This window comes from Pantoea deleyi, from assembly GCF_022647325.1.
Classification (GTDB): domain Bacteria; phylum Pseudomonadota; class Gammaproteobacteria; order Enterobacterales; family Enterobacteriaceae; genus Pantoea; species Pantoea deleyi.
Window position 1 is genome coordinate 1007605 of sequence record NZ_CP071405.1, and the last position, 20715, is coordinate 1028319.

Consider the following 20715-nt stretch of genomic DNA (forward strand, 5'->3'; position numbering starts at 1 on the left):
TTGTACCTATCAATCCGGGAACGCGGTGAGAATGTAATAAGGTTTGCCGTTATAACGTTGAAACTCAATGATGATTCTCACGTTTGTCATAACTATTCCGCATCTGCGTCAGGATACGACAAACTAACATGGTCGATGGATTTCGTTATGGACGCACTAGCCAACTGTAAAAGGATTACGTGCCTGACCTGTGTGGATGATTTCACGAAATAGTGTCTGACGATCACCGCTACTTTCGATTCTTCAGGCGTTCAGGTCACGCGTATTCTGGACAACATCGCACTGTTTAGGGGCTGCTCGGCGACGATAAGAACCGATTAGGGCCTAGATTTTACCTGTCGCGCGCTCGATCAATGGGCTTTTGAGCATAGTGTGGAGTTGCGACCTATTCAGCCAGGTAAGCTAACGCAGAACGGATTTGTTGAGAGTTTCACCGGTCGCTTTCGAGATTAATGCCTGAATGAACACTGGTTCAGCGATATTCTTCATGCCCGAAAAATCATTAATGACTGGCGGCAGGACCATAACGAGAGCAGGCCTCATTCATCGCTATTGAGCGTTGTATCTAATACAGGGGACAAGTTACTTGATTATTTTATAAAAAATAAGCGAGGAGCTTGAGGCTCATTACTTTATCTACCTAAGAGCATATTTTAACCGGTGAAACTATGGTAAAAAATAATCTGACTGGCCATTCTTATCGATTTTCGGACATTAAATTTAAAGCAACGAGCAGCAAAGCAGTCCAATTGACTTCTTTTATTATGTGCTGAACTCATTGTTTGCTAACTATTGTAAACAATTGAGGTATATAGAATTGATTATTAGCCTAATTTAGAGGCCTTGGCTGTATGGCACTGTATGTCCAAGGCCCTTTGTAGGCGATATCAATAGTTTATTGTATACAGATTACAATAAAAGTACATATGCACAGACGACAAGACGCTCTCCCATACTAACAAGAAAAATGAACATCGAGAGTTAAATGACGATCGATAAACATACATCTCCCAACTCCGCGACAGTACTGTATTGAGGGATACCAATGAATCCAGTGGGTCTTGAACAACCACTGAATCCTCGATATATACAGGTTAGTTGATGTCATGAAAGCGATAAATCCGTCCATTCTCGTTCACCTCTGCCACCTTTCTTAAAGCCTTCGCTGGCGACAAACCGAATTTTCGAGTTAACACAACAAACAGATGATAAAACTCGGATTTCAAATCCGCAGCGAAGATCCCCGGATCATCAGATCCAAGACAAATAGACATAGGAACATCACCTTCAATCGCCTCACCCGGCAAACCCATCCAGCGAAAGATATGGTGCTCGCTGACATCTCGATACTGGCTGATACGAGTATTGCTGGTCGGAGGGCATTCTATCGCAATGTTTCGGTCTGCCATTTTTGCCATTACAGCTTGTTGTAAAGCAACAACTGCTTCATCTGGCAAGTATTCTAGGGCAACTTCAACATATTCAGCACGCTGCTTTCGAATATCGTTAGATGTAAGCCATTGCTTATACAACTTCAGCGGCCTTATCATGTCCGCAGTTTTAGCCAACTCTCTGGCGCGCTCGTACTCTTCCAACCAGAGGGATTTAGGTTGAAATGGCCTATTTAGTTCACCCAGTAACCCTTCCGATTCCGCCAACACTCCCCGCATTTGAAATACCTGATCAAGAGTCATAATCGAGACTTCTTCTTCCAGCGAAAACACCTTATGAGCAAGACAGACAGCTTCAATCGCTGCATCATTGGCGTAACGCAGCAATTCTGGATGACTTCGAAGTTCCCGCCAGATAAATACCAAATCGAGCAATCGCGTCTCTTTGGTCATGGACAAAGACAATGGCAAAGAGCGTTTCCAGATGTCAGGTGTGATGCCAATCGCCGTGCAGTGACCAAGACGGTCGCCATTACGCAATGGCAAAAACCTCAAGGCATCATCAATGGATCGAATACCACTGATCAGATGCGGGAAATCCTCGCCAACATGATAGGTAAAATGAGCAATACCTGATTTGGCTAACACCCGAAACAATGGGCCAAACAACTCTGGTGGTGCGTGCATCTCATTTGCTGCGGCATCCACTCCTCGAATCCAGCCTGTCAGGCGCGGTTCATACTTTAGCATGTCCATCAGATTAGCTGCCTGCTTCTTCAGGTCCTTGAATAGCAATGCGTAAGGATAGACCTCACCATTTTTTGGCTTTCTTTTGATAAAGTGCGGCACTAGCGCCAGCTCTGCACACTTGCCATGAGGTTCAACCAAGTCGAGATTATCGAGCACTTGCGACATAGTCAGGGGCTTTTCATGCACCCATTCCAGAGACATATGAGCACTCAGATATTCCCAATATCCTCTTAACACACTGAAGAGCAGGTTTTGCATTTTGCTGGGGTCGCTCTTTGGTGCAAAACGTCCTTCCAGATAACGCACCTGAGAGTACACACCAGACCCATGGGCATGTCTAAAACGAGACAAATAAGATTTCTCGGTTTCCTCTCTTAGCTCTGTCATGGTGTAATTCTGGAACTGATCAAAACCAAAAAAGTCGTCTCGCTGAACCAGTAAGGTCAAGTACTGATTTTGAATCAGAAGATAAATCCAAAGCAGTCGTTCCAATCCTTCGGGCGCACCATACCGCCATTTTTCGAACAACCCGATTAACCAGCAAAATTCAGATTCCTGACTGTATTTGTCGTCTGTTGGCCAAACAGTCCTAAACCCATACTCCTGGCCATGATGCAGAATCGTGCTATCCGCCAACTGCTGCGGGTTCTGCAGTGATACAATCCACTCTGGCAACTCCACTCCCTGAGAGACCCGACAAAGAATTTCGCGAATATTGCTGGCGATCTGCAAACGATCATTAAAGATTTTAGGTGTCAGAGAGGGATCAATCTGGGCGCAAAGTTGTTTCATCTCTTGAGATGACCAACCCTTCTCGAAATCACTGACGCTAACTTCTGGATGCTTAAGCGCATCCAGCCAACACTCTTCCGCACTGGTACTGCCATTCAAATGTTGGTGAGTTTCGTGTAGGTGTTCACGGGTAATGTAGTCCTCAACAGCCGGATGATATGGATATAAAGGCCAGCGAAAGCTATATCCCTGACTGGAAGGTCCAGAGTTAAATATCTGATGACACGCCATAATTGGCAGGTACGACACTCGGCTCATTAGCGTTTGCCATTCCGAAAACAAAGATAGGTTGATTTTGGGGCCACCTTTCTCATTTTTAATAAACTTTTCAGCTACTAGGCGTAGGGTTGCTACTGGGCCAAGTTTCATATTCCGTTGTTTGATTTGCTGCACTAAAGATGACCATGCCGATTTGCTAACATGATCAGGCAAACTATGCACTCGTTCATATTGAGCAAGGAACACCGATGATTCCACCCGCTCATCAATTGATGCCTCATCCAAAGAGACGGTGCTCAGCCTATGCAATAGTACTGTTGAGTTAAGAAGAAAGCTTTCCATACCCAATCCTTATACGAAGGCCATTATTATTTTTCTACGCCGTCACTTGATGAAGGCAATTTGGATTTCCTGGCTGGTGTAGCCTTATCGTACAATGCTCCGACGATTGTAGCAGAATTAAGCGATGTTATAGTGTTTTGAGATGTTTGTTGTTTGATGTCTAATTGTCGACTATCATTTTTAGATAGATACTCCCATTCTTCTTCAGAAAGTAATTTATTGCCAATAATTTCATTAATCAGTTTAAGGAAATTTTTTTCCTTGCTCAGTGCTTTGGCTGAACAATTAACTCCACCTACTGGAAAAATGAACGGATGCAGGATTGGACAGCTAATTAATAAAAAAAATAATGGGTGGGTGTCTTTCCATTTTTTATTATCCGCTTTCAATTCTAAATTCATTACATTTATTTTTTTTTCAAATTCATCAACCGAAGTAACTGGGTTTAATCTTAACCCTTCACCGATATATTCCCTGTCACTAGCCGAATGATATAAGCTTTCTTCAACCAATACCGCATGAAGAAAAGCCAAAACATTAAAACGCATAATTTTTGCAGCATTTGATTGACTAGCCATTTTTCCATGCTCTGCATCATTATAGAGCCTAGTTTTATGCTGATCAGCCACATTATTGAGGTTGAAATAGAACCGAGTCCATACTTTACCAATCAAAAGCGCCGATGGACGAATTTTAACCTCAATTTCATTTACTTTTTCAAGCCATTGCTCAACTTTTTCAATTGCATTAGAGAATTCTGTTGTGTCATCCTGCTGACTGTCATCAGTTATGCCATCATCCCTGGGATCAAGATCAAAATCCAAAACAGCAGTATTGTTATCCGCACTTTTACTTGCACCTTTCATTTCTGCACGAGTAGCAGCCTCGCTCCACGGGGGAACAATACATGTTGTCTGAGCTATAATTTTATTAAAAGCATTAGCGATGGCAGGCCTTTCACGACCGCAAGCAGAGATATCTGCAATAGCACCAATCAGATTAAAAACACTACTGAAATCCATGAGATTACTTGAAGCTACTGTACTTAAGGAAGCCGCCATTGCAGCTTTTGCCAAGCCATGCTCTGTATCAATGTTAAATTTTTTGTAACCCTCAGGCATCTTTTGGCGTGATTTACGATTTAACTGCACCATGCCAAGAAAAACGCCAACCTTTTCATCATTAGGGTTGTTTGCAACCACAGCACAACATCGATTAGCCCAATGTGAGGCGCTTTCAATTCTACCAACAGACATATAGGCCACATATTCACTAACAAGCTGTTCGAATTTTTCTCTATTATTTTCAGCCTGTGCTAACTCGGTCACAAATTGGTTGAATATGCTTACGGAACCACAACCAACCAAAAACATCTGTAGGAACTTTGACAGACTGCCCTGACAGTTTTCACTTACCTGAGACGCCAAATAAATAGAGCAATTTCTTAATGCCTCACTTTCAGACTGAGGCCGCAAATAAAAGCCGGTATTAAAATCACGATCCTGCTTTACATAGGTGAATATATCCTTACAAAGCGAATCCATACCAAACCGATGTTGTTCATAATTCAACCCCGCACGATAAATGCTGCTTAGCATCGAACCATATAAGGCATTTCTAAGTAAATTCGGAACTGATAACTCATCAGGTCTTTGATTTCTGCCTTGTTTAAAATCATGTTTTACCGATGTAGCATGAAATTTTTTGGTATAAAAGTCTTGAAGCACCTGCATCAACAACCGCACTGGCTGCTTCAGCAGTTCATTCACATACATGTCTGCATCAGAGCCCTCTCTCAAATTAAGGCCTTCCCTAACAGCATCACCAATCGCTTGCCGAATATCTATGGCTGCAATATCCTGCATGCCAAGCTCGGTTTTAACCTTGATTTTCTCTTTACTGACTTTTCCCTTTTCGCCGACCAGTTGCAACATGGTTTTCAATTGAATACGCTTTTGTACTGGGAACAGTTTTAATAAATATTGCTGTTCAAGGTGTTCGACCATGTAGCCTCGCTCTGCTAAGCGGGCGCTTTCTTTTTCCTGATCGAGCAAAGTTTTGCTGTAATTTTCGTATTGCTTACCACGAATCAATTGGGAATATAAGCGCAAGTCACCTGTCGCCACCACCACCAAATTCTGGCTGTTAAAGAATTTACGTATAGATTCAAGTACATCCCAACCCGTTTCAAACTGAGTATCAATATCATCAAACGAGATTAAAATGGCTTTGCAGCCGAGAATTTTACATGCATGCTCAACTAGCTTCTCAAAGATTTCTGATAAATCCTGGCCACCAATTGAGTAATCAAGCTGTGCATCCAGCTTCAAAGCATCACTGAAATATTCCGGCTTATATTCCTTGTCTGTAAGCAGATGTAAACCACGCTGGAGCTGCGCAAGATAATTCTGCCATTGTTCCTTTTGTTTTGTATGGCCATTCGACGACCAGTATCCTTTTAACTTGTCGGACACCATTTTATTCAGACGGGCAGTCACAGTGACCAAAATGGGCTCATGACGCGGCAACTTGGTAGGGTCGATGGTCGGCAAACACTTGATGCTGACTTTGACATCACCTTCGTCACTGTTCAGAGCTTTGACCACACTATTGATAAAAGTGGTTTTACCCGCGCCACGAGTACCATCCACAAAAAATACATTACGTCCGGACTCATCAATAAATCGTGTTAGCTCAGCAGACTTATCTGCGTCAGAAGGGGTAACTGAGTTCCGGATACTCACGACCAACTGATCACGCAGAGATTTCTGAATGAGATCATCTTCTTTTGTACTGCCCGGAAGGTTGGGTGCAAACAAGTTGATGATGATATTTCTCTCGGTATTTGTAGTCTGTAAGCTGTCTGTCATGTCTGTATCGATCCATTTATTTTGATTTTTTGCCAGCCCACTCATCAGAGCTGGTGCTTCAAATACCATTGCATTGATTTATGCAATAGTCGATGCCCTTAGCTTCAATCAGTTGGGGGGCGCCACGATCCAAGCCTCGGCTAGCACCTCAGCAAGCAGCAGTCGTCGCATGACCTCGATATTTTGTCATCAAGCTCCTCCCGTCAAGTGCAGCAAAGGCCCCACGTAAACGATGCAAAGCATTATTCAGCGACTTTAACTGGATTTCAGGTGATTCCATTGTCATTTTTATCGTCTGCAAGTGTTAAATTTTCATCTTTATCGGTCGGGCCGGGGCTTAGAACGATAAAATCAGCTGCGGTTGGTTTTGAATTTGGAGTGAGTGACGTCCTTTTCAAAAGACCTTTTGGCCTAGTGGCATCGAGGACAGTTTCTGAAAAGGTCACCAGCACTGCTGCCAGCAGTACAAGTGGACATGCGCTTAAAAGAGCAATGGAGGCTATAATATTTATCGGCAAGGTTCCTGTAAATCTCATTGTACCAGCCAATTTATATTATAAATATGACCTGCACTCCATTGATTTATACATTAGCAACGTTAAAAAAGTCCGTTGCTGACACAAACTAAACTATCAGATTCGATTGCGTTCTACCTATTAAGTCTGCAGCGACGTTTAGAGCCCATGCATTTTTACTTCAATAAAAGCACTAATAAACCAATTCATCTTGAAACTCAGACTACAAGTTTTAACTCTCTTTTCCCGGAATCCGCAATGTTTCTACTTTCGGCTTTGTTCAAAAAGTCATCCCATTATTGCATCATTGGAAGACGTTGCTCAAGATAATCAATGCGGTTATAAGCATGACGTGCCTCTTTTTTGTCTATATGAGCAAGCGCAGTCTCAATAACATCAGTAGGAAAGCCTTCTTTATTGAGTGCCGTACTGGCGATAGAACGCAAACCGTGAGATACGAGTCCCCCTCCTAATCCAGCGAGCTTGAGTGCTGCATTCACTGTCAGGCTGTTGATCTGCTGGGTTGCTTTGATGCGACTACGAAAGATAAACTCTCGGCTACCACTGAGAGGCTTTATAATTTCCAGAATAGCGAGAGCTTCATCAGATAATGGAAACGTATGGCCTCGGTTCATTTTCATTCGAGTAGCAGGAATCTTCCATTCGCTGGCATTGAAATCGATCTCATCTCATAGAGCTCCAGCCGCTTCGGCAGGGCGGGTAATAGTAAGAAGTTGCCACATTAATAAGCAGCGTGTGGAAAGGCTTATGCTGGCTGTTCGCATAGTCTGCCTCAGTTGAGGTAGCTGATCCAGTCGAATGCTGTGCATGTTCTTTTTCTGCGGCTTCTCGAATGCTTTGCCAATATTAACGCTGGGTACCGCATCAATGAGCCCTGTATTCTGGGCATAGATCATGACCTCATTTATGCGCTGGCACAGGCGACGAACGGTCTCCAGCGCTCCTCTGGCCTGAACAGGTTGCACGGCCTGAACCAAAGTATGAGCTTTAATATCTGTAACGCCAACGTCGCCAATCGCAGGAAAGACATCTCTTTCCAGAGCTCGCCAGATATCCTCCGCATAGCCCTCTTTCACACTGGCTTTCTTCACATACCACCAACGTTCTGCCACGAGCTGGAAAGTATTGGTTTTGGCTTCAAGCGAACTACGCTGTTGTTCTTGCTGTTGTTCCTGGGGAGCGATTTGTTTCGCCAGGAGAGAACGAGATTCTGCCCTATAGCTTCGAGCATCGGCAAGCGTAACTGACGGGTAGGGGCCAATGCTCTTTTTCGCTCACTTCTTGGTGACGGGACGAATGTAGCGAAATTGCCAGATTTTACTCCCGCCGGATTTGATGAGTAACTCAAGGCCATCGTCATCATAGAGCACATAGTCCGCTTCCTTAGGTTTGGCAGATTTGATTTCCTTAACGGAGAGAGGTTTCGTTTGTCTTGCCATTGCCGGGTTTCCATAGTTTTAGGCACCTCAAAAACAATAAAGCTTTATGAGGTGCCTAACAAGGTGCCCAAAAGGTTCGGATTTAATTAGTTGAGTTCGAACTTTGCGGGATAAATTGAGGGCACAAAAAAACCCGCAAAGCTTTCACCTTGCGGGCTTTCAGGACTTCGTTGAAGGTTCTGGTAACCGTCAACCAAGAATTTTGGTGGAGCTGGCGGGAGTTGAACCCGCGTCCGAAATTACTACACCGTCGGCACTACATGCTTAGTCAGTTTTTACATTCGCCGGTTAGCTGCGAACAGACACGCCACTAACAGACTATCCTGATTGGATTTAACGCTTCAACCCCAGGCAAGGCATCCACGCGATCTCTTTTGGGTTTGACCTCTCTTGATCCCCGTCTTAAGAGCGGAAGCTAGGGAGAGAGGGCTCAGAGCAGGTTATTAAGCTGCTAAAGCGTAGTTTTCGTCGTTTGCGACTATTTTTTTGCGGCTTTTTACGAGGCAAACCGCCCCTCGGCATGCTCCTAAGGCTTCACAATCCCGTCGAGTCCAGAATCAGCCCCAGAACTTCAAATACTAGCAATTAAACAGCTTAAAATCCAGTGGTTAGCGCGCTGAATTCTTCATAATACGTGCTTTATCCAGCTTCCATTCACGGTCTTTGATATCGTCACGCTTGTCGTGCTCTTTCTTACCGCGTGCAACACCAATCTTCAGTTTGCACCAGGCGTTCTTCCAGTACAGCGACAGCGCCACGATGGTGTATCCTTCGCGGTTGACGCGGCCATAAAGGGAGTCAAGTTCACGTTGCTTCAGCAGCAGCTTACGGCTGCGCGTCGGGTCACAGACCACATGGCTGGAGGCAACGGCTAAGGGTTGAAAGGTTGAACCGAACAGAAAGGCTTCCCCATCGCGCAGCAGAATGTAGCTGTCGCTGATGTTGGCTTTACCGGCACGAAGCGATTTGACTTCCCATCCTTGTAACGATAATCCCGCCTCATACTCCTCTTCGATGAAGTATTCGTGACGGGCGCGTTTGTTCATGGCAACAGTGGCAGAACCGGGTTTGTGTGCTTTTTTCTTTGTCATAGTGCGGCGTATTTTACATCACTTAGTCGGTTATCGCATCCCCAGTCCAGCAGGGCGGCAGGAAACGGGATATTCTAGCACACCCTTACTCAGGGACATTTTTGTTTAATCGCTGAAAATGCTATTATTCAGCGGTTTCGTGATGAACAGGAACCATTATGGCTCAGATTAGTCGTTCGGCGCTGGTCCCGTTTAGTGCCGGGCAGATGTACCAACTTGTAAATGATGTGGATGCCTATCCGCAATTCCTGCCGGGCTGCACCGGTAGCCGCGTACTGGATGCGTCTGAAAATGAGATGACCGCGTCGGTGGACGTGTCGAAAGCGGGCATCAGCAAAACATTTACCACCCGCAACACCCTGACCGACAACCAGAGCATTCATATGCAGCTGGTTGACGGGCCGTTCCGCAAGCTCACCGGCGGCTGGAAGTTCGTCTCGCTGGGCGATGATGCCTGCAAGGTTGAGCTCAGCCTGGAGTTCGAATTCACCAATATGCTCGTTGAGATGGCCTTTGGACGCATCTTCAAAGAACTGGCCAACAGCATGGTGCAGGCGTTCACGCAGCGCGCCAAAGAGGTCTACCGTGCCTGATATCACCGTCGAGGTGGTCTATGCGCTGCCCGATAAGCAGTATCAACTCTATGTGAAGGTGGAGCAGGGCAGCACGGTCGAACAGGCCATCAACGCCTCCGGATTACTTGAGCTGCGTCGGGAGATCGATCTCAGCAGCAACAAAGTGGGCGTTTACAGCCGGCCGGTGAAGCTGGATGACGTGATTAATGAGGGCGATCGTATCGAGATTTATCGTCCGCTGATTGCCGATCCTAAAGAGCTGCGGCGTCAGCGCGCAGAGCGCGCGGCGGAAAGCAAAAAGTAGGGCCGTGTCGCGCCAGTGCTGGCGGATAACGGCCATAAAAAAGGCGCTCAGTGCGCCTTTTTGCTGTCTGTCGTGCAGACTCTCCGGGATGCAGACGGTCTGCTGTTCGATCAGTTGCCGCTCTGGGAGAGATTCTGCTTGTTATCGATGTTGGTCAGTACACCGTTGCCATCGAAGGTCAGCGTCAGCGTCTGCTGTTTCACATCTTCATGACCCGGTTCCTGACGGAAAATGTAATACCAGACGTTGCTGCCGAACGGATCTTTCATCATCGGTGTGCCCAGCGTATAGGCCACCTGCTGCTGTGTCATACCGTTATGGATTTTGGCCACATCGTTGGCAACCAGGTAGTTGCCCTGGTTGATATCAGGACGATAGACCACGCGCTCTAAGGTGGAACATCCGGCGGTCATCATTAACATTACCACTGCCGCGGCAGTCAGCGTTTTACAGCGCATCTAAACATTCCTTTTCCGGGGCCAAACGCCTTTAGCAGGCGGTTTTCTTGCCATCAAAATCTGAACTCTGCCTGCGGCAGGCTTTATTACTCTGGCGACATAAGTGCCGATGATAATAAACCTTTTCGCTGTTGGAAACCTCTACAGAGCAAGCATATGACCACGGTGGGTTAAAAAAGTGCGCTGCTATGCGGCTAAAAGTTCTTTTGCGTTCGCCAGGGTATTGCGGGTGACCTCGCTGCCGCCCAGCAGTCGCGCCAGTTCCTGCAGACGCGCCCGCTTGTCCAGCGGCTGCATGTGCGTTTCGGTCATCGCGCCATCGGTCTCTTTACTCACGTAGAAGTGCTGATGACCACACCCCGCGACCTGCGGCAGATGCGTCACACACATGACCTGCGTGGACTCGCCCAGCTGACGCAGCAGTTTACCAACCACCGCAGCGGTCGGGCCGCTGATCCCGACATCGACTTCATCGAAAATCATCGCCGGAGTTTCCATTTTCTTCGCGGTAATCACCTGAATCGCCAGCGCGATACGGGACAGCTCGCCACCGGAGGCAACTTTACCCAGCGGCTGCAGAGGCTGGCCCGGGTTAGTCGTCACCTGGAAATCGACGCGGGTGGCGCCGTCTGCGGTAAGCTGGTCCGGATTAAAGGTCAGCACGATGCGGAACTGGCCGTGCGGCATAGAAAGCAGGTGCATACTCTGGGTAATCAGCTGTTGCAGTTCGTCGGCGTAGTGACCGCGCTGCAGATGCAGCTGCTCCGCGCTTTTCAGCGCGGCCTGATAGTGCTCACCAACCAGCGACTGCAGGCTCTCCTGGTCGCTCTCATGCTGAGACAGCAGCTCGGCTTCTGCCAGCAGTTGCTGATGCAGTTCAGGCAGCCCTTCCGGCGTGACGTGATGCTTACGCGCCAGAGCAATCTGACGCGAAATTCGCTGTTCCAGTTCATACAGGCGGTTCGGATCCAGATCCAGGCTGTCGCAGTAGTGGCGCAGCTCGTCGCTGGCTTCGCTCAGCTGAATCGCCGCCTCTTCCAGCAGGTTGTGCACGCCATTCAGCTTCTCATCCAGCGAGGTGAGTTCAGCGATCATTTCACGCGCGCTGTAGAGCAGGCTGTGAAGGTTGTTGTCGTCACTGTCGGCCAACAGTTGCAGCGCCTGCTGACTGGTGGAGAGCAGCTGGCCGCTGTTGGCCAGGCGCTTGTACTCTTCGTCGATCTGCTCATATTCGCCCTGCTGCGGCGCAAAGTCATTCAGCTCTTTCAGCTGATACTGCAGCAGCTCGCGACGTGCTTCGCGCTCCTGCGCCTGCTGCTGATGCAGCGCCAGGGTGCGGCAGCTCTGGTGCCAGGTCTGATAACTGGCGCGCATCCGCTGCAGCAGATCGTCATGACCGGCATAGGCATCCAGCAGATGTTTCTGGTGATCGGGCTTAAGCAGAAGCTGATGGGCGTGCTGACCGTGGATCTGAATCAGTAACTGGCCGAGATCGCGCAGCTGAGAAAGCGGCACGGCCGTGCCGTTGATAAAGCCGCGGGAGCGACCGTCTGCACTGATGACGCGGCGCAGCAGACATTCGTTGCCGTCATCCAGATGGTTTTCTGTCAGCCAGCGCTGGGCAGAAGGGGAGGATTTAAGCTGGAAGCGGGCGCAGAGATCGGCCCGGCTGGCACCCTGACGCACCATGTCGGCATCGGCACGACCACCCAGACATAACCCCAGCGCATCGATCGCAATGGACTTACCGGCACCGGTCTCACCCGTGATTGCTGTCATACCGCGTTGGAAATCAATGTCGAGCTCACGAACGATAGCAAAGTTACTGATGGTCAGTTGGGCCAGCATAGGTTCACCTGTACGAATAAACACATATGGTTTTTCATACAGTATAAACTGGTTTTTTATCCAGTAAAGAGGGGAGGCCGGATTTCAGAACAATTTTTTTGACCAGCCCAATTTAGAGCTCAGCGTATTGAAATAACTGTAATTTTTTGGGTGTATCAGGTTGAGATGATTGGCGCTGCGCCGGATAAGCACATCCTCACCTTCCTGGATCGGCAGTGCGATCTGGCTGTCGCAGCTGATTTCCAGGTCGCTGCGGCGCGAAGAAAAGCGCAGGCGAATGGTGCTGCTGCTGTTGATCACCAGCGGTCTTGCCGAGAGCGTATGCGGGAACATCGGCACCAGCACGATAGCTTCCAGAGAAGGTGTCAGGATCGGCCCGCCCGCAGAGAGAGAGTAGGCTGTCGAGCCGGTCGGCGTGGAGATAATCAGTCCGTCGGAGCGCTGAGAGAAGGCGAACACTTCATCGATATAGACTTCGAATTCGATCATGTGCGCGACTTTACCGGGATGCAGCACCACTTCATTGATGGCTGAGCCGATGCGCGGCGAGCAGTCCGACTTGCAGACCTGCGCTTCCAGCAGAAAGCGGCTCTCGACGAAATAGTTGCCCTGCAGCACCTCATCCAGCTGCTGCTGCGCATTGTCCGGGTCCAGGTCAGTCAGAAAGCCCAGGTTGCCGCGGTTAATGCCGATCACTTTGATGTCATAACGCGCCAGCACGCGCGCCGCGCCCAGCATGTTGCCGTCACCGCCGACCACGACCGCTAAATCCGCCTGCTGACCAATCTCCGCCAGCGTGCCCGTTTCTGCGTCGTGAAGCGACAGCTCCTGCGTAATCTGCTTCTCAACGATCACTTGATAACCTTTGGCCGTCAGCCAGCGCCAGAGCATCTCATGCGTGGTCAACGCGGTGGGATGGCGCGGATGACCCACAATACCAATGCAGTTAAAGTGTTTGTTCATCTGGTCGGTGTTCCTTATAAGCCAAAACGGCAAGGCAATGTGATAGGTTCCCTTGAATCCGTCATACCAATCCCCATAATAAGCCAACCAGCGAAATGAATGTGCAAAACGCGGAGAAATTCATGAGTAGTAAAGAACAGAACACCCCAAACGAGCAAGTCTCAGACGAAATTCAGCAGGATCAGCAGCAACCTCAGGACGCGGAGACAGCAACAGAGGTGGATCCGCGTGATGAGCGTATCGCTCAGCTCGAAGCTGAATTAGCGCAGTCGCAGACCGGTGTACGCGATGCCCAGCTACGTGCGCAGGCTGAAATCGAGAACATTCGTCGTCGTACTGAGATGGACGTTGAGAAGGCGCACAAGTTCGCGCTGGAAAAGTTTGCTAACGAACTGCTGCCGGTTATCGACAGCCTGGAACGTGCGCTGGAAGTCGCGAACAAAGAAGATCCACAGCTGGCGTCGATGATTGAAGGGATCGAACTGACCCTGAAAGGCCTGCTGGGTGCCGTGCGTAAGTTCGGTGTCGAAGTGGTCGGAGAGACAGGCGTGCCGTTCAACCCGGAAGTGCATCAGGCGATGTCGATGATGGAGTCTGAAGAGTTTGAGCCGAACCATGTCATGCTGGTGATGCAGCGTGGCTATACGCTGAATGGTCGCCTGCTGCGTCCGGCGATGGTGGCGGTGGCCAAAGCCAAAAGCTGATTCATCCCGGAATCCCTGACACGGCCGCGCACTGACGCGGCCGTGTGCGTTCTGGCGTTAAGCCGGTAACACCGGCGTCCAGTCCACCGGCGTTTTACCGGCCGCAGTCAGCAGTTCATTGGTGGTGGAAAAGTGTCTGCTGCCGAAAAAGCCGCGATGCGCGGAGAGCGGCGACGGATGCGGCGCCTGCAACACATGGTGGCGCTGGCGATCGATGATGCTGCCTTTCTTCTGCGCGTGGGATCCCCACAGCAGGAAAATCACCCCTTCGCAGTGCTGATTGATCGCCGCGATCACGTTGTCCGTAAACGTCTCCCAGCCAAATTTCGCATGCGAATGCGCTTTCCCCGCCTCAACCGTTAACACCGTGTTCAGCAGCAGCACACCCTGTTTAGCCCAGCTTTCGAGAAAACCGTGGTCAGGCTTCTCAAAGCCGGGGATATCCTGCACCAGCTCTTTGTAGATATTCTGCAGCGATGGCGGCACCTGAACGCCAGGCAGCACCGAGAAGGCCAGGCCGTGCGCCTGATGGGGGCCGTGATACGGATCCTGACCCAGGATCACCACGTTAACGTCTCCCAGTTCCGTCAGGCGAAAGGCGTTGAACACATCTTTCTGGGGCGGATAGACGGTCACGCCCGCCGCACGTCGATCGGCGACCTGTTTCAGCGTCTCGACAAAATAGGGTTTCTCTTTCTCTTCGGCCAGCACGTCGTGCCAGGTCAGCTTCTCAGCCATATTTCACTCCCTTCGCGTTAATGTCAGTAAGCTTAGCGGTTCCGGGCACAGAGCAGAAGGTAAAATAATTTGAAAAAATACAAATTAAGTTGAAGGCGAGGGCGTTGTGAGATCAAGGGGTTAGCGTGAAAGGCGATGTTATGGCTGATTAATATTGATACAGGTCAAAGCTGCCATAAATTTAGGGTGGTATACCGGAGCCTCAAAATTGATTTATTCACGTATTACCCGGGAGACGCAATTATGATCACTGGAATCCAGATCACTCAATGCAGTAATGCAGAATTACTGAACTCATTCTGGCTGCTGGACGAAGAGAAAGGCGAAGCACGCTGCCTCTGTGCCAAGGCGGGCTATGAAGAAGATCAGGTCGTCGCCATCCGTGAACTGGGCGAATTCACTTATCGTGAAGTGCCGGTTGAAATCAAGCCTCAGGTTCGTGTGGAAGGCGGACAGCATCTGAATGTCAACGTTCTGCGCCGCGAAACGCTGGAAGATGCCGTTAAGCATCCGGAAAACTATCCGCAGCTGACCATCCGTGTTTCGGGCTACGCGGTGCGTTTTAACTCCCTGACGCCAGAGCAGCAGCGCGACGTTATTACCCGTACTTTTACTGAAAGCCTTTAAGCGCCTGAGTTTACGGGTGCTGAAAAAGAGCGCAAAGCGCACACAGCAACTATTAGCAGATAAATTAAGGGGATAGGGCATCTGACTCCGGATGCCCGGCCAGCACTCTTTTAAAGCGCGTACGCTGACCGTAAAAACGGGATGAAAGGGCTGTTACTCTCTGTTAAATAAAAAAAATCGCCTCCTGTGAGGCGATTTTTTTATTGCGGCGACGATTTATTCCGCGTTCTCGTTCGCTGGTGCACTGCCGCTTGCCTTGCGGCGTTTGCCGACATTTTTTGCGTCGCGATGACGTTTCTTCACGCGCGGTTTTTCCGTTTCGCTTGCTTTCTTCTCGGCACGCTTCGCCAGCACCTTTTTCGACGGTTTTCCGGTGGTTTTAGGACTCGGTGCACGCGTGACCGGACGCAGCTCATCAATCACACGCGCTTTGATCGGCTCGTTCACGTAACGGGTGATTTTGCCCAGCAGAACGAAGTCATGCGCCTCAACCAGCGAAATGGCGATGCCTTTACGGCCCGCACGACCGGTACGGCCGATGCGGTGCAGATAGGTATCGGCGGTGCGTGGCATGTCATAGTTGAAGACGTGGCTGACCTCCTCAACGTCGATACCGCGTGCGGCGACGTCGGTCGCTACCAGCACGTTTACGCGGCCTTCGCTCAGGCGTTTGATCGCTTCGTTACGCTTGGCCTGCACCATTTCGCCTTCGAGATAGCTGGTGCGAATCCCCGCTTCGTGCAGCCAGCTCACCAGCTCATGCAGACGTTCACGCTTGCGCACGAAGACGATGCTGCGCGTCACGTCCTCCTGCTTCAGCAGGTGGATCAGTAATTTGGTCTTGTGGTCCAGATCGTCCGCGCGGTAGTACCACTGCTGGATCTTTTTGCGTTCGCGGCGGCTCGGATCGGCCTCCAGCTCCACCGGATCGTTCAGCAGACGCTCCGCGAAGTCGCGGATGTTGTCGCCTTCCAGCGTGGCGGAAAAGAGCAGCGTCTGTTTGCGCCAGCGGGTTTCTGCCGCGATGGTTTCGATATCCTGGGCAAAGCCCATATCGAGCATGCGGTCCGCTTCATCCAGCACCAGCGTCTCCACGGCGCGGCAGTCGAAGTTCTCTTCTTTGATGTACTGCAGCAGGCGGCCGGTGGTCGCGACCACGATGTCCTGGTTTTCGCTGAACACTTCGGCGTGGTTCATATAGGCCACGCCGCCCGTGATGGTGGCGATATCCAGATGGGTATGTTTCGCCAGTTCACGCGCATGGTCGGCAACCTGCATCGCCAGTTCGCGGGTCGGGGTCACGATCAGGATACGTGGCGGGCCGGATTTCTTGCGCGGAAAATCAAGCAGGTGCTGCAACGCCGGTAACAGATACGCGGCCGTTTTCCCGGTCCCGGTAGGTGCCGAACCCAGAACGTCGCGGCCCTCCAGTGCGGGCGGAATTGCAGCAGCCTGAATCACTGTTGGGCGCGTAAAGCCTTTTTCCTGCAACGCTTGTAGCAGGCTTTCGTCAAGTTCGAGTTCGGAAAATGTGGTTACTGTCATGGTCTACCTCAGTTTGGGGCGCTGATTATAGACAGATCAGACTGAATCTTCATCTGTTAATCGGTTTCGGCTGTGCCCGGCGTTGTCTGTTGCGTGAAATCACGCTGTTGTCACGTTACACTCATGCGCTGCCGGACGGCAGGAAAAATCGATGGTAGTGACGAATGATGCAGGATAAGCCGCGCAAACGGCCACAGTTAAACAATAACGGATTTACCTTTAAACAATTTTTTGTCGCGCACGATCGCTGTGCAATGAAAGTGGGCACCGATGCCATCCTGCTGGGGGCCTGGGCGCCGGTCGCCGGTGTCAGGCGCATTCTCGATATCGGCAGCGGCAGCGGGCTGATCGCGCTGATGCTGGCGCAGCGTACGCCGTCAAATGTTGCCATCGATGCGGTGGAGCTGGATGCCGACGCCGCGCAGCAGGCGCAGGAAAATGTGCAGCAGTCACCCTGGCCGGCGCGTATTGCAGTTCATCAGCAGGATATCGCCAGATGGGCGGAAGCGTGCGATAAACGGTATTCGCTGATTGTCAGCAATCCTCCCTATTTTGCGCCGGGCGTAGCCTGCGCCAGCGCGGCCCGCGACAGCGCCCGCGCCACGGGCACGCTGGACCATCAGACGCTGTTGCGCAGTGCGGCGTTACTGATCGAAGAGGAGGGGATGTTCTGCGTGGTGCTGCCCGTGGAGATTGGTCAGACATTTATCACCCTGGCGCAGGCCGATGGCTGGCATCTGCGCTTCCGGCTGGATGTGGCGGAGTATGCTCATCGTCCGCCACACCGCGTCGTGCTGGGTCTCTCGCCGCAGGCCGGAGAAACGCTGCTGGAGCGCCTCGCTATCCGCGCGCCCGACACCCGCTATTCGGATGAGTGGTGCGGCCTGACGCAGGCGTTCTACCTCTTTATGTAGCCAGAAGGGGCCAGCACGGTCGGCAGCGCCTCCGGCAGTAATGCCGGATAGTCGCGGATAAAGTGCAGGCCGCGACTCTCTTTCCTCGCCAGCGCACAGCGCACCATCAGTTCCGCCACCTGCACCAGGTTCCGCAGCTCCAGCAGATTATTGGAGAGGCGGAAATGACGATAATATTCATCTATCTCCTGCTGAAGCAGATTAATGCGGCGTAACGCCCGCTCAAGCCGCCGGGTCGTGCGGACAATACCGACGTAATCCCACATGAACAGCCGCAGCTCGTGCCAGTTGTGCTGGATCACCACGCGCTCATCCGCATCATCCACCTGGCTCTCATCCCAGGCGGGCAGCTCCGTGACGGGCTCAATGGCGGGCAGGGTACGCATCAGCTCTTCGGCGGCGGACCAGCCGTAGACCAGACACTCCAGCAGCGAATTGGACGCCATGCGGTTTGCGCCGTGCAGGCCGGTATAGCTCACTTCACCGATGGCAAACAGGCCGCTGACGTCGGTCTGCCCATGCTGGTCCACGACCACGCCGCCACAGGTATAGTGCGCGGCGGGCACAATCGGGATCGGCTCTTTGGTGAGATCAAAGCCAAAGGTCAGCAGCTTCTCGTAGATCATCGGGAAGTGGGCGCGCACAAAGGCTTCAGGCTGGTGGCTGATATCCAGATACATACAGTCGACGCCGAGCCGCTTCATCTCATGGTCGATGGCCCGGGCGACGATATCGCGCGGGGCCAGCTCTGCGCGTTCATCGAAGTCGGGCATAAAACGGCTGCCGTCGGGACGCAGCAGCCAGGCTCCCTCGCCGCGCAGGGCTTCGGTTAACAGGAAATTCTGCGCCTGCGGATGAAACAGGCAGGTCGGATGAAACTGATTGAACTCCAGATTGGCGACCCGGCAGCCCGCACGCCACGCCATCGCGATGCCGTCGCCGGAGGCGATATCGGGGTTGGTGGTGTACTGGTAAACTTTGGCCGCGCCGCCGGTGGCGACCACCACGGCCCGCGCCCGACAGGTTTCAACCTGCTCGCGGTTCCGGTTCCAGATCCAGGCGCCAATCACCCGGCGGGGGCCAGGCAGCCCGCTTTTGTCTGAAAGGATCAGATCGACCGCGTTGGTGCGCTCCAGAATCCGGATGTTGGGGTGGCTCAGCGCCTGGCTTACCAGGGTGGTTTCCACCGCGTGGCCGGTGGCATCAGCGCTGTGCAGGATACGGCGATGGCTATGGCCGCCTTCGCGCGTCAGGTGATAACGCATGTCGCCAGCGGCCTGGGGATCGAGGTCAAAGGCCACGCCGTTGTCGATCAGCCACTGCACGCAGTGACGCGCATTGCTGGCCACAAAGGAGACGGCTTCGCGGTCGCACAGCCCGGCGCCCGCAATCAGCGTATCTTCGATGTGTGACTCAATGCTGTCCGTCTCATCAAAAACCGCAGCGATGCCGCCCTGCGCGTAGAGCGTCGAGCCTTCATTAACCTGCGCTTTACTGAGAACGGTCACCTGATACTGCTTTGCCAGCCGCAACGCCAGCGACAGGCCGGCCGCGCCGCTGCCGACAATTAAAACATCACACTGATAATCCGGGGTTGTTTTCATCATAATGTTTAATTTACTAAACAAGACCTGGTCCGAGCATAAGCCCGAACGGGGCGGCTGTGAAGTATTTTAAACAGTGTGCGCTGTTTTTCGGCAGAGGATTTTCTGAAATGACCTACAATCAAAGCGTTAAAATGACGCGCTTATTCGTCCTGTTTTTTATAGCAAACCTATAAAACCTGACGGATTTAATGATGAAAAAGCTGTTGTCATAGGTTACTCTGCCTGCGATTTGTGCTCCTTACACTGAACGAAAACGAACAACCCGTGTAGCGGCCACCGGAGCAGTAAATATCAGGGCGAAAAGTGAACTTCGCACCACATCACAACTCTAAGCGCATGCTTGCTCAGAATGATGAGATGTGCTGGCAGTTACTTTATGCATTTAGAATTTGGGGAGACATTACCTCGGATGAGCGAGCAGTTAACGGATCAGGTCCTTGTCGAGCGGGTACAGAAGGGAGATCAAAAAGCGTTTAACTTACTGGTGATTCGTTACCAGCACAAAGTGGCGAGTTTGGTTTCACGCTATGTTCCTTCGGGCGACGTGCCAGACGTAGTACAGGAATCCTTTATTAAAGCGTATCGCGCACTGGACTCATTCCGGGGCGATAGCGCGTTTTATACCTGGCTGTACCGCATTGCGGTTAACACAGCGAAAAATTACCTGGTTGCTCAGGGGCGTCGTCCGCCATCCAGCGATGTGGATGCGATTGATGCGGAAAATTTCGAAAGTGCGAGTGCATTAAAAGAAATTTCGAACCCTGAGAACTTAATGTTGTCTGACGAATTGAAACAAATTGTCTTTCGTACCATCGAGGCGCTACCCGAGGACTTGCGTATGGCAATCACCCTCAGGGAACTGGACGGTCTGAGTTATGAAGAGATCGCCGTCATTATGGATTGCCCGGTAGGCACTGTTCGATCACGTATCTTTCGTGCGCGAGAGGCCATTGATAACAAAGTTCAACCGCTTATCCAACGTTAGTGATAACGGCTACTGGA

General features: G+C 50.9%; 17 protein-coding genes, 1 other RNA gene and 2 pseudogenes. 7 read left to right on the top strand and 13 right to left on the bottom strand.

All coding sequences use genetic code 11. The annotated features are described in order from the left end of the window. Nucleotides 1-9: 9 nt before the first annotated feature. Nucleotides 10-90 carry an RNase A-like domain-containing protein gene (locus tag J1C59_RS21865; protein WP_422615484.1) on the bottom strand — a complete coding sequence of 27 codons (81 nt, stop codon included), beginning with the start codon at nt 88-90 and terminating at the stop codon, nt 10-12. A gap of 33 nt (nt 91-123) precedes the next feature. Between J1C59_RS21865 and J1C59_RS04875 the strand changes: the two are divergent. Continuing rightward, nucleotides 124-552, top strand: a pseudogene (locus J1C59_RS04875) (integrase core domain-containing protein); the annotation flags it as partial. A 542-nt stretch (nt 553-1094) separates the two neighbouring features. Here the strand turns inward: J1C59_RS04875 and J1C59_RS04880 are convergent. The 6 genes and pseudogenes from J1C59_RS04880 to smpB form a co-directional block, all read right to left on the bottom strand. Next, complete coding sequence (locus tag J1C59_RS04880; protein WP_128084389.1) at nt 1095-3494, bottom strand: amidohydrolase family protein; 2400 nt, start codon at nt 3492-3494, stop codon at nt 1095-1097. A 26-nt stretch (nt 3495-3520) separates the two neighbouring features. After that, a complete protein-coding gene (locus J1C59_RS04885) occupies nt 3521-6433 on the bottom strand; it encodes an archaeal ATPase (protein ID WP_242281361.1) in 2913 nt (970 codons plus the stop codon). A gap of 197 nt (nt 6434-6630) precedes the next feature. After that, nucleotides 6631-6900, bottom strand: coding sequence for a hypothetical protein (locus J1C59_RS04890; RefSeq protein ID WP_242281362.1), 270 nt, complete (start codon nt 6898-6900; stop codon nt 6631-6633). A gap of 197 nt (nt 6901-7097) precedes the next feature. Beyond that, nucleotides 7098-8339, bottom strand: a pseudogene (locus J1C59_RS04895) (integrase domain-containing protein). 203 nt (nt 8340-8542) lie between these two features. Further along, nucleotides 8543-8904: a transfer-messenger RNA gene (gene ssrA / locus J1C59_RS04900) on the bottom strand. Nucleotides 8905-8947: 43 nt separating this feature from the next. After that, nucleotides 8948-9430, bottom strand: a complete 483-nt coding sequence (smpB, locus tag J1C59_RS04905) for an SsrA-binding protein SmpB (protein ID WP_033733561.1) — start codon at nt 9428-9430, stop codon at nt 8948-8950. 158 nt (nt 9431-9588) lie between these two features. Between smpB and J1C59_RS04910 the strand changes: the two genes are divergently transcribed. Both J1C59_RS04910 and J1C59_RS04915 read left to right on the top strand, forming a co-directional pair. Beyond that, nucleotides 9589-10023 carry a type II toxin-antitoxin system RatA family toxin gene (locus J1C59_RS04910; protein ID WP_111140614.1) on the top strand — a complete coding sequence of 145 codons (435 nt, stop codon included), beginning with the start codon at nt 9589-9591 and terminating at the stop codon, nt 10021-10023. Continuing rightward, a complete protein-coding gene (locus tag J1C59_RS04915) occupies nt 10016-10309 on the top strand; it encodes an RnfH family protein (RefSeq protein WP_128084390.1) in 294 nt (97 codons plus the stop codon). The genes J1C59_RS04910 and J1C59_RS04915 overlap by 8 nt, the downstream gene beginning before the upstream one ends. 110 nt (nt 10310-10419) lie before the next feature. Here J1C59_RS04915 and bamE read toward each other — a convergent pair whose 3' ends face one another. The 3 genes from bamE to nadK form a co-directional block, all read right to left on the bottom strand. Beyond that, nucleotides 10420-10767, bottom strand: a complete 348-nt coding sequence (gene bamE, locus J1C59_RS04920) for an outer membrane protein assembly factor BamE (RefSeq protein ID WP_111140612.1) — start codon at nt 10765-10767, stop codon at nt 10420-10422. A gap of 186 nt (nt 10768-10953) precedes the next feature. Next, nucleotides 10954-12615 carry a DNA repair protein RecN gene (recN, locus tag J1C59_RS04925; RefSeq protein ID WP_139805868.1) on the bottom strand — a complete coding sequence of 554 codons (1662 nt, stop codon included), beginning with the start codon at nt 12613-12615 and terminating at the stop codon, nt 10954-10956. A gap of 84 nt (nt 12616-12699) precedes the next feature. Beyond that, on the bottom strand, nt 12700-13578 hold the full coding sequence (gene nadK / locus J1C59_RS04930; RefSeq protein WP_139805869.1) for an NAD(+) kinase: 879 nt from the start codon (nt 13576-13578) through the stop codon (nt 12700-12702). Between the two features lie 122 nt (nt 13579-13700). On the opposite strand from nadK, the gene grpE reads away from it, so the two are divergent. Next, nucleotides 13701-14282, top strand: a complete 582-nt coding sequence (gene grpE, locus J1C59_RS04935) for a nucleotide exchange factor GrpE (RefSeq protein ID WP_128084391.1) — start codon at nt 13701-13703, stop codon at nt 14280-14282. Nucleotides 14283-14339: 57 nt separating this feature from the next. On the opposite strand, the gene ung is transcribed toward grpE, so the two are convergent. Continuing rightward, complete coding sequence (gene ung, locus J1C59_RS04940; RefSeq protein ID WP_128084392.1) at nt 14340-15020, bottom strand: uracil-DNA glycosylase; 681 nt, start codon at nt 15018-15020, stop codon at nt 14340-14342. 243 nt (nt 15021-15263) lie between these two features. On the opposite strand from ung, the gene grcA reads away from it, so the two are divergent. Further along, complete coding sequence (gene grcA, locus J1C59_RS04945) at nt 15264-15647, top strand: autonomous glycyl radical cofactor GrcA (RefSeq protein ID WP_111140608.1); 384 nt, start codon at nt 15264-15266, stop codon at nt 15645-15647. A gap of 216 nt (nt 15648-15863) precedes the next feature. Here the strand turns inward: grcA and srmB are convergent, their stop codons facing one another. Continuing rightward, complete coding sequence (srmB, locus tag J1C59_RS04950) at nt 15864-17192, bottom strand: ATP-dependent RNA helicase SrmB (protein WP_128084393.1); 1329 nt, start codon at nt 17190-17192, stop codon at nt 15864-15866. A 164-nt stretch (nt 17193-17356) separates the two neighbouring features. Between srmB and trmN the strand changes: the two genes are divergently transcribed. Next, entirely contained in the window at nt 17357-18106 is a 750-nt protein-coding gene (gene trmN, locus J1C59_RS04955) for a tRNA(1)(Val) (adenine(37)-N(6))-methyltransferase TrmN (RefSeq protein WP_128084394.1), read from the top strand. On the opposite strand, the gene nadB is transcribed toward trmN, so the two are convergent. Continuing rightward, entirely contained in the window at nt 18091-19710 is a 1620-nt protein-coding gene (gene nadB / locus J1C59_RS04960) for an L-aspartate oxidase (protein ID WP_208721855.1), read from the bottom strand. The genes trmN and nadB overlap by 16 nt on opposite strands. A 412-nt stretch (nt 19711-20122) precedes the next feature. On the opposite strand from nadB, the gene rpoE reads away from it, so the two are divergent. Further along, complete coding sequence (rpoE, locus tag J1C59_RS04965) at nt 20123-20698, top strand: RNA polymerase sigma factor RpoE (RefSeq protein ID WP_111139166.1); 576 nt, start codon at nt 20123-20125, stop codon at nt 20696-20698. Nucleotides 20699-20715: the final 17 nt, after the last annotated feature.